The organism is Pseudomonas frederiksbergensis (genome assembly GCF_001952935.1).
GTDB classification, from domain to species: domain Bacteria; phylum Pseudomonadota; class Gammaproteobacteria; order Pseudomonadales; family Pseudomonadaceae; genus Aquipseudomonas; species Aquipseudomonas frederiksbergensis.
Map to the genome: position 1 here is coordinate 3,303,363 of NZ_CP018319.1, position 13,612 is coordinate 3,316,974.

The following is a 13,612-nucleotide window of genomic DNA, read 5'->3' on the forward strand; positions in this document are numbered from 1 at the left end:
GAGGGTTTTTTTTGCCCGGGATTATTTTCGGGCTTTAAGGATCACGAACTTGGGTGTGGCCGCCACTTGCTCGACACCGCGGAACAACCGCGCGAGCTTGCTGTGATAACCCAGATGACGGTTCCCGACGATGTACAGCGCGCCACCGACGACCAGCGCCTCTCGGGCCTGCTGGAACATGCGCCAGGCCAGGAAGTCGCCAACGACTTGTTGTTGGTGAAACGGCGGGTTGCACAGTACGACGTCCAGAGATTGGGGTTCCTGCCCCGCCAAACCATCGCCGGCACGTACAACCACTTCCCGGTCACCGAGCGCCGCGCGCCAGTTTTCGGCTGCCGATTGCACCGCCATGAACGACTCGTCCACGAGCGTGTAGTGGGCCTCAGGGTTTTGCAGAGCGCTGGCGATGGCCAAAACCCCGTTGCCACAACCGAGGTCGGCAACCCGCGCGGTGCCGAGGTTATTCGGCAGGTGCGGCAAAAACGCTCGCGTGCCGATGTCCAGGCCTTCGCGGCAGAACACATTGGCGTGATTCAGCAGTTCGATCTCAGGCGCGTCGAGTCGATAACGGGTCGGGTAGGGGGATGCGACAGGTGCTTTGTCTTCAGCGGTCGCGATCAACAGTCGAGCCTTTTTCACCGCCAAGGACGCTTGCACCGGGCCGATGTAGCGTTCCAGCAGATCGCCCGCAGCGCGAGGTAAATGCTTGATCATCGCCGCTGCAATCACCTGCGCGCCCGGCGCCAGTTGGCCCTGCAAACGAATCAGTTGTTCTTCCAGCAACGCGAGGGTTTTCGGAACCCGGATCAGTACCCGGTCAAAGGGGCCTGAAATAGCTTCACTGGCCGGTACGCTTGGCACCGCATCAAATGGCAGGTCGTTACGGATCAGATTTTTTTCCAGTCCTTGAAAGGCCAGGAACGAGTCGCCGCTGCTGGTCACTTGAACCTTGCCGACCAGGCTGGCGGCCAATGCGCCAAAGCTGTCGTTGAGCACCAAAACCCGAGTGCCGGCCGAGGGCTGTTGGTCAGCCAGATGGGTGAGCAGGTATTCGTCTGCGGCGTCAAACGCCTGCAACGGTTCGTTCTGCTGTTCGGGCTGGCGGATCAGGTCGAGTCGGGCGAAGGGTGTTTCGAGCAAAGGCATGAGGCGGGGCTCTGGGTAATCAACGGGGTCATCAACAGGTGTCCCGCCGCCTAAGGGCGTTGTAGCGGGCGAGACCGTCCGAGTGTACTGCGCCGTGAAGGTTTACACGTCATCACTCAAGAAGGACCGCAAATGGTACGTTTTTTTCTTTTGGATTACTTGCAGGTTTTTTGGCTCAGCGAATCGCGCTGCTGTTGAGAATACCGTCCTTGGTTGCGGCGATGACTGCGGAAATCTTGTTGTTGACTCCCAGTTTCAGAATCGCGCTTTGCACATGAAAATTGACCGTACGGGCGCTGAGATTGAGGATCCTGGCGCTCTCATAGGCAGTCTTGCCATCAGCCGCGAGCCTCAATACATCGATTTCACGGGGAGACAAATGCGGCACGACCGGCTTCGCCGATCTCTTGGGCAATGTCTGTGTGATCAACCCATGCAGGTGACGCCCGATGAACACTGAGAAACCGAGATTTTCATACAGCTCAAACGCAGTGATCGGACAATGGCTTCTGGCCAGGCTCAGAATGCTGCAAACACCACTGCCCTCGTCATGCACCGATTGCGACCAGCCGTGCTGCAAGCCTTGTTTCTCAAGCGCATCCCACAACCAGGGAGTCTTGGAAAAAAGCTCTTCGCTCCAAAGGACAGGCAATCTGGAGTGATTGCAGTGAGCCACTATTGGGTCTATTGCGTTGAAATTCTTTTGTTCATATTCAATGTTCCAATCCGTCGGGTAGTTGTTGAGCTGGACTGTATTAAAGTGGTCAGTTTTTGTTTGGTATGTTGTTGAAAAAGCGAAAAATTTAAAACCTAGGTTTTTCGCAAAGCCGAGTGAAATCCGGTAGGCAGTCTCAATCTCCGTTGCCCGGGATAATTGGTTGAGCTGTGATTCCTTCCACCTCTCCATTGTGTGTCTCCAGATGATGTTACTTGGGGGTGCCATTTTGGATCCAGTCTCTGGCACGAAGGCGAGTGTAGGATGTTTCCTACGTCCGTGTGAGACTTTTTAGCTTTGTTTGAGATTTTTAAACAGATATCTAGTTCTAACGTCGCGGAGTAATTGGCGTATATAAGGAAGTGTCGGGGATTTAACCGCACGGTTAGTCTTAAGTCGTACCATGAAGTTAATGTGAATAAGGTCCTGGCTAAAGCCACTACAAATCACCGGTGTTTAAGCCGCCCGCTTTGCGGGACACTGTGGCTATCTGTTGAATGGAGCACCCCATGACCGCCAGTGCAGAAAAGTTCACTCGCCAGACCTTGCTCGACGTCCAGTCGCTGACCCCCAGTCTGTTCACCCTGCGCACCACACGGGACCCGGGTTTTCGTTTTCGTGCAGGGCAATTCGCCCGGCTGGGCGTTACCAAGGCTGACGGCAGCACCGTATGGCGCGCCTATTCCATGGTGTCGTCGCCTTATGACGAGTTCCTCGAATTCTTTTCCATTGTGGTGCCAGGGGGGGAGTTCACCAGTGAGCTGAGTCGGCTGGGAGTCGGCGATACGCTGCTGGTCGAGCGTCAGGCCTTCGGTTACTTGACGCTGGATCGCTTTGTCGACGGCCGTGATCTCTGGCTGTTATCCACAGGCACCGGCCTGGCGCCGTTTCTGTCGATCCTGCAGGACTTCGAGGTCTGGGAGAAATTCGAACGAATCATTCTGGTCTATAGCGTGCGCGAAGCCCGGGAACTGGCGTACCAAGACCTCGTCAGCGGCTTGGCCCAGCGCGACTATTTAGCGGAGTTTGCGCACAAGCTGCAATTCATCACCACGGTCACGCGCGAGCAGCATCATGGCGCTCTGAGTGGGCGGATCACTGCGCTGATCGAAAATGGCGAGCTGGAGCGGGCGGCTGGCGTGGCGCTGACGGCCGAGCACTCAAGGGTCATGCTCTGCGGCAACCCGCAGATGATCGATGACACGCGCAAATTGCTCAAACAGCGCCACATGCACTTGAGCCTCAGTCGCCGGCCCGGGCAGGTGGCGGTGGAAAACTACTGGTAAAAAAACGGCGCCTCAAGGGGCGCCGTTGGTTGTTTGACTAACGTGTTCAGGGCCGATTGTTCTGAGCCTTGAGCAAATCGCGGATCTCTTCCAGCAGCTCTTCTTCCTTGGTCGGAACCGGCGGCAGCGTTGGCGCAACGGCCTCTTCGCGCTTCAGGCGGTTGATGGCTTTGACGCCCATGAAGATCGCGAAAGCGACGATGATGAAGTCAATCAGGCTCTGGATGAATTTGCCGTACGCCAGCACCACCGCGGGGACATCGCCGTTGGCTGCCTTGAGCGTGACGGCCAGGTCACTGAAGTCCACCCCTCCGATCAGCAGGCCAATCGGTGGCATCACCACGTCGCCGACGAACGATGAAACGATCTTGCCGAAGGCGGCGCCGATGATGATACCGACCGCCATGTCGACTACGTTACCTTTGACCGCGAAGGCCTTGAACTCACTAATCACGCCCATAGGTTATTCCTTGTTACAGATGAGGTTGGTGAGCGCAGTGTAAATCAGCACGATGCTTCTTGCTCGAAACAACTGTTTACAGCGCTTGCCGGCTACCGTGTTCGGTAGCCGCTCAATCCAGGGCGCCCCGCGCGCCCGTCCGGCATTTTCCTCTCGATCGCTCAGTCTCTACTCAGTGGAGGGCGAGTGCAGGAAAAAACATAGAAAGTAGGGGCTTTAGTATCGCTCGCTTGATGCAAGGGTAATTTGCGGCATATGAAGTTTTATATGAATAATTTGCCGGATGTATGGACTTGTACCTTTAAACAGCCCTCTGTTATTCAGTGCTGAAAACGCCACTACATTGCCATCAACTTGGTTGTCTGTATTGTAAGGTTTACTTAACGACCGGATTGTACATTCAAGTTCAAAATGATGAAGGCCTGTACAGGTTCTGATTTTTGTTTCATTGAGCGAGACAACTATTGGGTCGGGTATTCTTTGAAAAGTTGTACAGTTTTTCAAAGTTGGTAATGCAGTGGATGTATTCAAAGTGCTGTACAAGTTGTTACCAGGGGGCCGCTGGGTAACTTCGCCGCGCGTGACCGACGCCAGCTGAGCTATCATCGCGGTTTTTGCCGGGAGTTCAGATGGCCAAGGCCAAGCGCATGTACGGCTGCACCGAGTGCGGCTCAACCTTCCCCAAGTGGGCTGGCCAGTGCGGCGAGTGCGGGGCCTGGAACACCCTGACCGAAACCATGGTGGAGAGCGGTGGTGCCGCAGCCCCCAGCGGTCGCACCGGCTGGACCGGTCAACAGGCACAGATCAAGACCCTGGCCGAAGTCAGCGTCGAAGAAATCCCGCGTTTTTCCACAGCTTCCAGCGAGCTCGATCGGGTGCTGGGCGGTGGTCTGGTAGACGGCTCGGTGGTGCTGATCGGCGGTGATCCGGGCATCGGCAAATCGACCATTCTGCTGCAAACCTTGTGCAACCTCGCCAAAGTCATGCCGGCACTGTACGTCACCGGCGAAGAATCCCAGCAGCAAGTGGCCATGCGTGCTCGCCGTCTCGGCTTGCCTCAGGATCAACTGCGGGTGATGACCGAAACCTGCATCGAAACCATCATCGCCACCGCCCGGCAGGAAAAACCCAAGGTAATGGTGATCGACTCGATCCAGACGATCTTCACCGAGCAACTGCAATCGGCACCGGGGGGCGTGTCGCAGGTCAGGGAAAGCGCGGCGTTGCTGGTGCGCTATGCGAAGCAGAGCGGCACGGCCATTTTCCTGGTTGGCCACGTGACCAAGGAAGGCGCTTTGGCGGGGCCGCGAGTGCTGGAGCACATGGTCGACACGGTGCTGTATTTCGAAGGCGAATCCGACGGACGTTTGCGTTTGCTGCGGGCGGTGAAAAACCGTTTCGGCGCCGTCAACGAACTGGGCGTATTCGGTATGACCGACAAGGGGCTGAAAGAAGTCTCCAACCCTTCGGCGATTTTTCTCACCCGTGCCCAGGAAGAAGTGCCGGGCAGTGTGGTCATGGCGACGTGGGAAGGCACGCGGCCGATGCTGGTGGAAGTCCAGGCGTTGGTGGACGACAGTCACTTGGCCAATCCACGTCGGGTAACGCTGGGTCTGGATCAGAATCGGCTGGCGATGTTGCTGGCGGTGCTGCACCGTCACGGCGGCATTCCGACCCACGATCAGGATGTGTTTCTCAATGTGGTTGGCGGGGTGAAGGTGCTGGAAACGGCCTCCGACCTGGCGCTGATGGCGGCGGTCATGTCCAGTTTGCGCAACCGGCCACTGCCCCACGATTTGTTGGTGTTCGGCGAGGTCGGGCTGTCCGGCGAAGTACGCCCGGTGCCGAGTGGCCAGGAGCGCTTGAAAGAAGCCGCCAAGCACGGCTTTAAACGCGCCATCGTGCCTAAGGGCAATGCGCCCAAGGAAGCGCCGCCGGGGTTGCAGGTTATTGCCGTAACGCGTTTGGAGCAGGCGCTCGACGCCCTGTTCGAATAACCTTCCAGACAGCACAAGCCCTGTGGGAGTGAGCCTGCTCGCGATAGCAGTATGTCAGTCGACTTAAATGTTGAATGTCAGACCGTATTCGCGAGCAGGCTCGCTCCCACATGGGTATGGGTTTGGCCTTCAGATTTCGATCAAAGCGCCCAATTCGCGCTCCAGTTCCTCAGGATCGCCCAGATTGAGCTCAACCAACCGCCGCAGGCGTTCGATGGATTCCAGGCTGATGTGTTTGCAGACGAACCCGAGCTGACCATGATCATCGTGGGTCAGTTGCACATCCATCTTGATGGCGACGTCCTCGTTGAGATGAATATCGACCAGAAAATGCCACTCACGATTTCCCAGCCACGGTTCGGGCTTTTCGATCAACAGCCCCTTCAATGACAGGTCGATCAACTTCACCGGCCAGATGAATTCCCCTTGGCTCAGCTCGGTTCGGGCATCGAACGCAATACGTTTGAAGCGGCGGCGATCGGCAGGGTGCTCGCTCATGGCGCAATCCTCGTAAATGTCCGGTGACTATAGACCCGCATTGTCCAAGGCTGCCAGCAAAGTGATGGCTCAACCCATGTCGGGGGGATGGTCTTTGCCGTCAGGAGAGCTAAACTCCGGATGGCTGTCTTTCTTGTCCACCCTGGCTGGAATCATAAAATGAAAAACAATAATAGCCTGCTACGCCATATACCCTGGCTGCTGCTGGCAATCGTGGGGGCGTGCGCCCTGGGTGTAGTGGCATTGCGCCGAGGCGAGGCGATCAACGCCTTGTGGATTGTGGTCGCCGCCGTGGCCATCTATCTGGTTGCGTATCGTTACTACAGTTTGTTCATCGCTACCAATGTGATGCAACTCGACCCGCGACGGGCCACCCCCGCCGTGCTCAACAATGACGGTCTGGACTACGTTCCGACCAACAAACACATCCTCTTCGGCCACCACTTCGCGGCCATTGCTGGCGCGGGGCCGCTGGTCGGTCCGGTGCTGGCGGCGCAGATGGGCTACCTGCCCGGTACGCTGTGGCTGATTGCCGGCGTGGTACTGGCCGGTGCCGTTCAGGACTTCATGGTCCTGTTCATGTCCACCCGCCGCAACGGCCGTTCCCTGGGCGACATGGTCCGTGAGGAAATGGGCCGCATCCCCGGGACCATCGCGCTGTTTGGCTGCTTCCTGATCATGATCATCATCCTCGCGGTGCTGGCCCTGATCGTTGTGAAAGCTTTGGCCGAAAGCCCTTGGGGCATTTTCACGGTGATGGCGACCATTCCGATCGCGATGTTCATGGGCATTTACATGCGCTACATCCGCCCGGGCCGCATCGGTGAAATCTCCGTGGTCGGCGTGCTGTTGCTGCTCGGTTCGATCTGGCTCGGCGGGCAGATTGCTGCTGATCCGGTCTGGGCCAAGGCGTTCAGCTTCACAGGTGTGCAGATTACCTGGATGCTGGTCGGTTACGGTTTCGTAGCCGCCTCGTTACCGGTCTGGCTGATTCTGGCGCCGCGGGACTACCTGTCGACCTTCCTGAAAATCGGCACCATCGTGGCGTTGGCGATCGGCATCCTGATCACCATGCCCGACCTGAAAATGCCGGCGCTGACCCAGTTTATCGATGGCACCGGCCCGGTATGGAAGGGCGGTCTGTTCCCGTTCCTGTTCATCACCATCGCTTGTGGCGCGGTCTCCGGTTTCCACGCGCTGATCTCCTCCGGCACCACGCCGAAACTGCTGGATAACGAGGTCAACGCCCGTTACATCGGTTACGGCGGCATGCTGATGGAGTCCTTCGTCGCCATCATGGCCATGGTCGCCGCATCGGTGATCGAACCGGGCGTGTACTTCGCCATGAACAGCCCGGCGGCAGTCGTCGGCAGTGACGTGGTGGCCGTGGCGCAAACCGTCAGCAGCTGGGGCTTTGCGATTACCCCGGAAGCGCTGCAAGCGGTGGCCAGGGACATCGGTGAAACCACCATCCTGGCCCGTGCCGGCGGTGCGCCGACCCTGGCGGTCGGTATCGCGCAGATCCTGCACAGTGTCCTGCCGGGTGAAAACACCATGGCGTTCTGGTACCACTTCGCGATCCTGTTCGAAGCACTGTTCATCCTGACGGCTGTGGATGCCGGTACCCGTGCCGGCCGTTTCATGCTGCAGGACTTGCTCGGTTCCTTCGTGCCAGCGCTGAAACGCACCGAATCCTGGACCGCCAACCTGATCGCAACCGCCGGTTGCGTGGCGATGTGGGGTTGGTTGCTGTACCAGGGCGTGATCGATCCGCTGGGTGGCATCAACACCTTGTGGCCGCTGTTCGGTATCTCCAACCAGATGCTGGCCGGTATCGCGCTGATGCTCGGCACTGTCGTGCTGATCAAAATGAAACGCCAGCGCTATGTCTGGGTCACCATGCTGCCCGCTGTGTGGCTGCTGATCTGCACCACCACCGCCGGCTTCATCAAGCTGTTCGATGCCAACCCGGCGATCGGCTTCCTGTCGCTGGCCAAGAAGTACAGCGATGCCCTGGCCAACGGTCAGATCCTCGCTCCGGCCAAGGACATTACGCAGATGCAGCACGTGATCTTCAACGCCTACACCAACGCAACGCTGACGGCGCTGTTCCTGTTCGTGGTATTCAGTATCTTGTTCTACGCGCTCAAGGTCGGTATTTCCGCCTGGGGCAGCAAGGAACGTACGGATAAAGAAGCGCCATTCCAGGTTCTGCCGGATGCGTAATCGAGGAGTGCAGCATGTTCAATGACCTGAGTCGCCTCGGTAAATACCTCGGTCAGGCCGCCCGCCTGATGGTCGGCATGCCCGACTACGACAATTACGTCGAGCACATGCAAACCAAACACCCGGACAAACCGGTGATGACCTACGAAATGTTCTTCCGGGAACGCCAAGAGGCTCGTTACGGTGGCAAGGGTGGGCCGAAGTGCTGTTGATCCAGTTATCGGGTTAACAGCAATACCTGTGGGAGCTAGCCTGCTGGCGATGGCGGCTGAACATTCAACATCACTGTTGATTGACAGTCCGCCATCGCCAGCAGGCTAGCTCCCACATTTATTTTGTGTTGATACTTCTATTCAGTGAGTCAGGAGATTCAGTTTGTCCTCTCCCATCCCCGTCACGATCCTCAGCGGCTTCCTCGGCGCCGGCAAGACCACGCTGCTGCGGTACCTGCTCAAAGCCGAGCACGGCCTGAAAATCGCCGTGATCGAGAACGAATTCAGCGACGCCGGTATCGACACCCAACTGTTGGGCGACGAACCGGTGCAAGTGATGACGCTGTCCAACGGCTGCGTCTGCTGCACCATCCACACCGATCTGACCAAAGCCTTGTACTTGCTGCTCGAGCGCCTGGACAGCGGCGAAATCGCCTTCGACCGTCTGGTGATCGAATGCACCGGCCTGGCCGACCCGGCACCCGTGGCCCAAACCTTTTTCATCGATGAAGAGCTGCGCGAGCGTTACATTCTCGACGGCATCATCACCCTGGTCGATGCGGCGCACGCCGACACTCACCTGACTCAAACCATCGCCCAGGCGCAGATCGGTTTCGCCGACCGCTTACTGGTGAGCAAGCGCGATCTGGTGGACGAGGCGACCTTTACCGCGCTCAGCGAGCGCCTGACCCGGATCAACCGTCGCGCACCGATCCGCGTGGTCGAGCACGGCAAGATCGATCTGGCCGAATTGCTCGACGTGCGCGGTTTCAATCTCAATGCCGACCTGGGTGGCGGCGTCAGCCTGCGTCCGGTGAGCAAAGCGCCGTCCATCGACCGCATTTCCAGCCTGGTGCTGCGCACCGACAAGGCGCTGGATATCGACAAGCTCAGCGAGTTCATGAACGAACTGCTGGAAGACCATGGCAAGCAATTGCTGCGCTACAAAGGCGTGTTGAACATCCTCGGCGAGCCCCGGCGCATGGTGTTTCAGGGGGTATTGAAGTTGTACGGATTCGATTGGGACACGGAGTGGGCCGACGATGAAACGCGCGAAAGCGTGATCGTGTTCATTGCCGATGATTTGCCGGAAGAGAAGATTCGTGAAGGCTTTTCTCGCGTAGAAGCATAACTGCCGAGGTATTTGCTCGATAGTAAGTTTGTCCTGCCTTTTCTTGTTATATGAAAAGGCAGGTGCTGAAATGATTAAACGGTCAGGATGCTCGAGTCTACGTTGCGCTTGATGATTTTCAGTGTGAAGTTCATCTGGACTCCGGCGCCTGTATAGATAATAAATCCTTCACTTGTATTCTTTCGGCGCTTTAGCGAGTAGTTGTTAGCATGAATTGTTACGGGTAGGGTGTTTGATTTGGGGTCGTCGAGAGAAGCAAGGTTACCGTTATTGTCTAAAAAATGAAACATGGCGGGTTTCTTGGGGCCTGCATTCGGACCCTCCATTGCGGTAAGACAGTCATTTTCGTCTATACCGACTAGTCTGCCAAAGAGCGGGCCAGGCGTAATAACAAACATGCGATAGACAAAACCTCCAATATTCAGGAAGTAGAACTGCAAGGGAGCGCGAGGCAGGTCTCTATTGGCGAATAAAGTATCTGAAACGAATGTATGAGTGGGGGAGAAGTCGAAGAAGTCCGTGATAGGGATCGTGACTTCGCGGCCGTGTGTCAGGCGAGGGAAATGCAGGTGGCCGTGATCACTGGTCAGTTCTGCAATAAAGGATTTTTCAGCGGTCATAGTTATATCTTCCTTGATAATAAATTGAGGTTAAGGTGTTTTTGTTCAGTCGGCTGGACGAAGCCTTTTTGTATACATAAGTCCAGAGCTTGGTCTGAAAGTTGTGCCCTGGAGACTCGTGCTCTTCGCAACTTTATTGTCGCCATCAAACGCCTCAAGTGAGTAGAGGCAGGTTTTTGATGCAGTGTAATGATTATGAAGTCATATTGTATGTTTGTGTTGATTGCTTGGTCTCAGTAAAAGTCGAACCAGAGATTAAATTGTTTTTTACTGGTTGTGCTTGTTCCTTTTGTTTCAGGAAGTTGGAGGTGTAAATGAGGTTTTTATGTGGGGGGTCTAAAGCAATAGTTGGCAGTTAAAAGCGTGAGATTGTGGAGTGATATCAGGTTTCAATAGTTTCAAGTTAAAAAACCGGCTAAAGAGCCGGGTCTCGGGACGTTCAGAAAATGTTGTACGCAAGCGGTTATAAAACCCGATTATGGGTTCAGCAATTTCACCTCTAAATGCTCCAGAAGTCGGGTCATCAAGCCCTCGGCAACTTTGGCATCTCCGCACTCCACCGCCTCGACGATCACCGCATGTTCTTGCCACGAGCAGTCACTACGCGCTTGTTCTTCGTAGTAGGCGATGGCCAATGAGGTCAGCGGCACGAGGCTGCCGAGAAATTGTGCCAACGGTACGTTGCCTGCGAGTTGCGCCAGTTGCAGGTGGAACTCGCCCGACAGACGAATAGCCGGCCCGCGTTGGTTTTGCTCGATACAGCGGCGTTCGCGCTCTATCAATTCGCGTAACTGCGGCAGGTGCCGGGAAGCTGGTTGCTGGCAGGCCAGTCGCACCAGAGTGGTTTCGATGAGCCGGCGGGCATGGAGAATTTGACGGGTTTGTTCGGCATCGGGGGTCGCGACTTGCGGGCGATGATTGGGCCGCAGAATGATGACCTGCTGATGCGACAATCGCGCCAGTACCTGGCGGATGATACTGCGGCTGACACCGAATGCCTGGCCAAGGCTTGCTTCGGTCAAACGGCTCCCCGGGGCAATACGTTGTTCGAGAATGGCGTCGAAAATTTGCGGATAGATGTCGTCGACACCATGCTTCTTGTCGCTCTGGCGGCGCAAGGGCAGGGCAGTGGAAATCGAGAAAACGGGAATCTTCAAGGCGTAGGAATTCATGGCCTGTCTCCAGTCCGGTTGCCGATAGGTTTTTTTCAGTACGGCTATTTGCCCAGATTGTCGTCCGGAATATTCAATTCGATGCCCATCCGCTGGCCTTCCCGAAGGATGTGCCGACGCATCTCGGCGCTGGCCTGGGCACTGTTTTTGCTGCGAATAGCGCGCACCACGGCTTCGTTCTCTTCAAGGCGCTCCGCCAAATGCTCCGGGGAGTTGCGCAGTACGTCGGCGCTTTGCTTGAGGGCGTTGCTGGTCTGTTGCACCACACTCTGGAAGATCGGGTTCGAGGTCAGGGTGAACAGTTCTTCGTGGAACGCGATGTAGGCGTTCACCCCGGCTTCGCTGTCGTTGGCTTCCAGCGCTTCGCGCATGTCCATCAGGGTCAGGCGCAGTTGCCCGACTTCCTTGCTGCTGATCGACTGCGCCACCAGGCCGACAATGAACGGCTCGAGGGTGTAGCGCAGTTGCAGCACATCTTCCAGGCTCGCTCCGGCGACTGCGCTGTCGTGGCTTTGGCTGTCGCTGAGATTGGCTTCCAGCACCACCACGCCTTTACCCGGCATGGAACGCACCAACCCAAGGGTTTCCAGGACGATGACGGCTTCACGCAGGCTTGGGCGGCTGATGCCCAGTTGTTCGGCCAGCTCACGCTGCCCCGGTAGCATCTCGCCGGAGCGCCACTGACCCCGGGCCAAGGCGGCCCGAAGTTTTTCTACTACTGAATTCACAACGGTCGACGAGGTGATCACTGTTCGCTCCATGAGCATCCAAAACGATTGATGACCGTGCCTGCCCGTAGGCAGGCACGGCGATTATTCAGAATTCCTGCTGATGCGCAGGGCCGACGGGCTTTCTCGGCTGGAAGGTATAACCCACCTGGCCGGAAAGTACTTTGTTTGCCCGTTGGATATCGATGTCCTTTTCCCAGCGCGCAATGGCCACGGTGGCGACGCAATTGCCGATCAGGTTGGTCAGCGCCCGGCCGATGCCCATGAACCAGTCCACTGCCAACACCAGCACCAGGCCGACCACCGGAATCGCCGGGATCGCCGTCAGTGTCGCCGCGAGAATCACCAGCGCCGAGCCGGGAATCCCGTGGGCACCTTTGGAGGTGATCAACGACACCAGCAGAATCGTCAGCAGGTCGCTCATCGCCAGTGGCGTGCCGGTGGCATTGGCGATGAACACGATGGCGAGGGTGAGGTAGATCGAGAAACCGTCCAGGTTGAACGAGTAACCGGTAGGAATGACCAGCCCGACCGTCGAACTGCCGATGCCCAGATGCTCAAGCTTGCGCATGATTTGTGGCAGCACGGCGTCGGAAGAGGCGGTGCCCATGACGATCAGCAGTTCTTCGCGCAGGTACTTGAGCAACGGCCACATCTTCAGGCCTGAAAGGCGCATCACCAGGCCGAGGATCAGCGCCACGAACGCTACGCAGGTTATGTAGAAAAGACCGACCAGGCTGCCCAGGTGCTGCAGCGAGTCCAGGCCATATTTGCTGGTGGTGAAAGCGATGGCGCCGAACACGCCGATCGGCGCCAGACGCACGATCATGCCCATGATGCGGAAGATCACATGGCTCAGCTCATTGATCAGCCGGGAAATCCCCGACGCTGCTTCGCCCACCAGGTTCAGCGCACTGCCGAACAGCACCGAAAACAGCAGGACCTGCAGAATGTTGTTTTCCGCGAAGGCGCCGATGACCGAGGTCGGGATCAGATTCATCAGGAACTGGGAGGTGGTTTGCATGTGCTCACCGCGCTGGGCAATGTCGCCCATGTCGGCAGCGGAAAGCTGATCCAGATGAATGTTCGCGCCGCTGCCGATACCGGTGGTGAAGGCGAACACCAGACCAATCACCAGCGCGATGGTGGTCAGGATTTCGAAATAGATCACCGATTTCAGGCCGATGCGTCCGACCTTCTTCAAGTCGCCGGCACCGCTGATGCCGCTGACCACCACACAAAACACGATCAGACCGATGAGCATCTTGATCAGTTTGATGAAGCCATCGCCAAGCGGTTTGAGCTGAGCGGAGTATTCAGGAAGGGTCAGCCCGCAGACGATGCCGAGCACCAGTCCGAGAACCACTTGGAGGAAGATTGAACGCGAGCACCATCTGAGCATGGGAGGAATCCTGGTCGG

General features: G+C 57.0%; 13 protein-coding genes. 5 read left to right on the forward strand and 8 right to left on the reverse strand.

What is annotated here, in order from left to right:
* Positions 1-21: 21 nt before the first annotated feature.
* Positions 22-1,146 (reverse strand): methyltransferase, encoded by a 1,125-nt coding sequence (locus PFAS1_RS15305; protein ID WP_076029673.1) that lies wholly within the window; start codon positions 1,144-1,146, stop codon positions 22-24.
* 175 nt (positions 1,147-1,321) lie between these two features.
* Positions 1,322-2,053 (reverse strand): helix-turn-helix transcriptional regulator, encoded by a 732-nt coding sequence (locus PFAS1_RS15310; protein ID WP_076029674.1) that lies wholly within the window; start codon positions 2,051-2,053, stop codon positions 1,322-1,324.
* Between the two features lie 317 nt (positions 2,054-2,370).
* On the opposite strand from PFAS1_RS15310, the gene PFAS1_RS15315 reads away from it, so the two are divergent.
* Positions 2,371-3,147, forward strand: coding sequence for a ferredoxin--NADP reductase (locus tag PFAS1_RS15315; protein ID WP_076029675.1), 777 nt, complete (start codon positions 2,371-2,373; stop codon positions 3,145-3,147).
* A gap of 46 nt (positions 3,148-3,193) precedes the next feature.
* Here the strand turns inward: PFAS1_RS15315 and mscL are convergent, their stop codons facing one another.
* The gene (gene mscL / locus PFAS1_RS15320; RefSeq protein WP_008149145.1) at positions 3,194-3,607 is read right to left on the reverse strand and encodes a large-conductance mechanosensitive channel protein MscL; all 414 of its coding nucleotides are present in this window, start codon (positions 3,605-3,607) and stop codon (positions 3,194-3,196) included.
* 629 nt (positions 3,608-4,236) lie between these two features.
* On the opposite strand from mscL, the gene radA reads away from it, so the two are divergent.
* Positions 4,237-5,604 carry a DNA repair protein RadA gene (gene radA, locus PFAS1_RS15325; RefSeq protein ID WP_076029676.1) on the forward strand — a complete coding sequence of 456 codons (1,368 nt, stop codon included), beginning with the start codon at positions 4,237-4,239 and terminating at the stop codon, positions 5,602-5,604.
* A gap of 129 nt (positions 5,605-5,733) precedes the next feature.
* On the opposite strand, the gene PFAS1_RS15330 is transcribed toward radA, so the two are convergent.
* Positions 5,734-6,102 (reverse strand): PilZ domain-containing protein, encoded by a 369-nt coding sequence (locus PFAS1_RS15330; RefSeq protein ID WP_076029677.1) that lies wholly within the window; start codon positions 6,100-6,102, stop codon positions 5,734-5,736.
* A 159-nt stretch (positions 6,103-6,261) separates the two neighbouring features.
* Here PFAS1_RS15330 and PFAS1_RS15335 point away from each other — a divergent pair, with 159 nt between their 5' ends.
* The 3 genes from PFAS1_RS15335 to yjiA all read left to right on the forward strand — a co-directional run bounded on the left by PFAS1_RS15335 (position 6,262) and on the right by yjiA (position 9,672).
* Positions 6,262-8,328, forward strand: coding sequence for a carbon starvation CstA family protein (locus PFAS1_RS15335; RefSeq protein ID WP_076029678.1), 2,067 nt, complete (start codon positions 6,262-6,264; stop codon positions 8,326-8,328).
* A gap of 14 nt (positions 8,329-8,342) precedes the next feature.
* Positions 8,343-8,540 carry a YbdD/YjiX family protein gene (locus PFAS1_RS15340; protein WP_008154232.1) on the forward strand — a complete coding sequence of 66 codons (198 nt, stop codon included), beginning with the start codon at positions 8,343-8,345 and terminating at the stop codon, positions 8,538-8,540.
* Positions 8,541-8,703: 163 nt separating this feature from the next.
* Positions 8,704-9,672 (forward strand): GTPase, encoded by a 969-nt coding sequence (yjiA, locus tag PFAS1_RS15345; RefSeq protein WP_076029679.1) that lies wholly within the window; start codon positions 8,704-8,706, stop codon positions 9,670-9,672.
* A 74-nt stretch (positions 9,673-9,746) separates the two neighbouring features.
* On the opposite strand, the gene PFAS1_RS15350 is transcribed toward yjiA, so the two are convergent.
* From PFAS1_RS15350 to PFAS1_RS15365, 4 genes are all read right to left on the reverse strand, one after another.
* Positions 9,747-10,292, reverse strand: coding sequence for a hypothetical protein (locus PFAS1_RS15350; RefSeq protein ID WP_076029680.1), 546 nt, complete (start codon positions 10,290-10,292; stop codon positions 9,747-9,749).
* A gap of 476 nt (positions 10,293-10,768) precedes the next feature.
* A complete protein-coding gene (locus tag PFAS1_RS15355; RefSeq protein WP_076029681.1) occupies positions 10,769-11,464 on the reverse strand; it encodes a GntR family transcriptional regulator in 696 nt (231 codons plus the stop codon).
* Between the two features lie 44 nt (positions 11,465-11,508).
* Positions 11,509-12,213 carry a FadR/GntR family transcriptional regulator gene (locus PFAS1_RS15360; protein WP_074871066.1) on the reverse strand — a complete coding sequence of 235 codons (705 nt, stop codon included), beginning with the start codon at positions 12,211-12,213 and terminating at the stop codon, positions 11,509-11,511.
* A gap of 67 nt (positions 12,214-12,280) precedes the next feature.
* Positions 12,281-13,594, reverse strand: coding sequence for a C4-dicarboxylate transporter DctA (locus PFAS1_RS15365; RefSeq protein ID WP_076029682.1), 1,314 nt, complete (start codon positions 13,592-13,594; stop codon positions 12,281-12,283).
* Positions 13,595-13,612 lie beyond the last annotated feature (18 nt).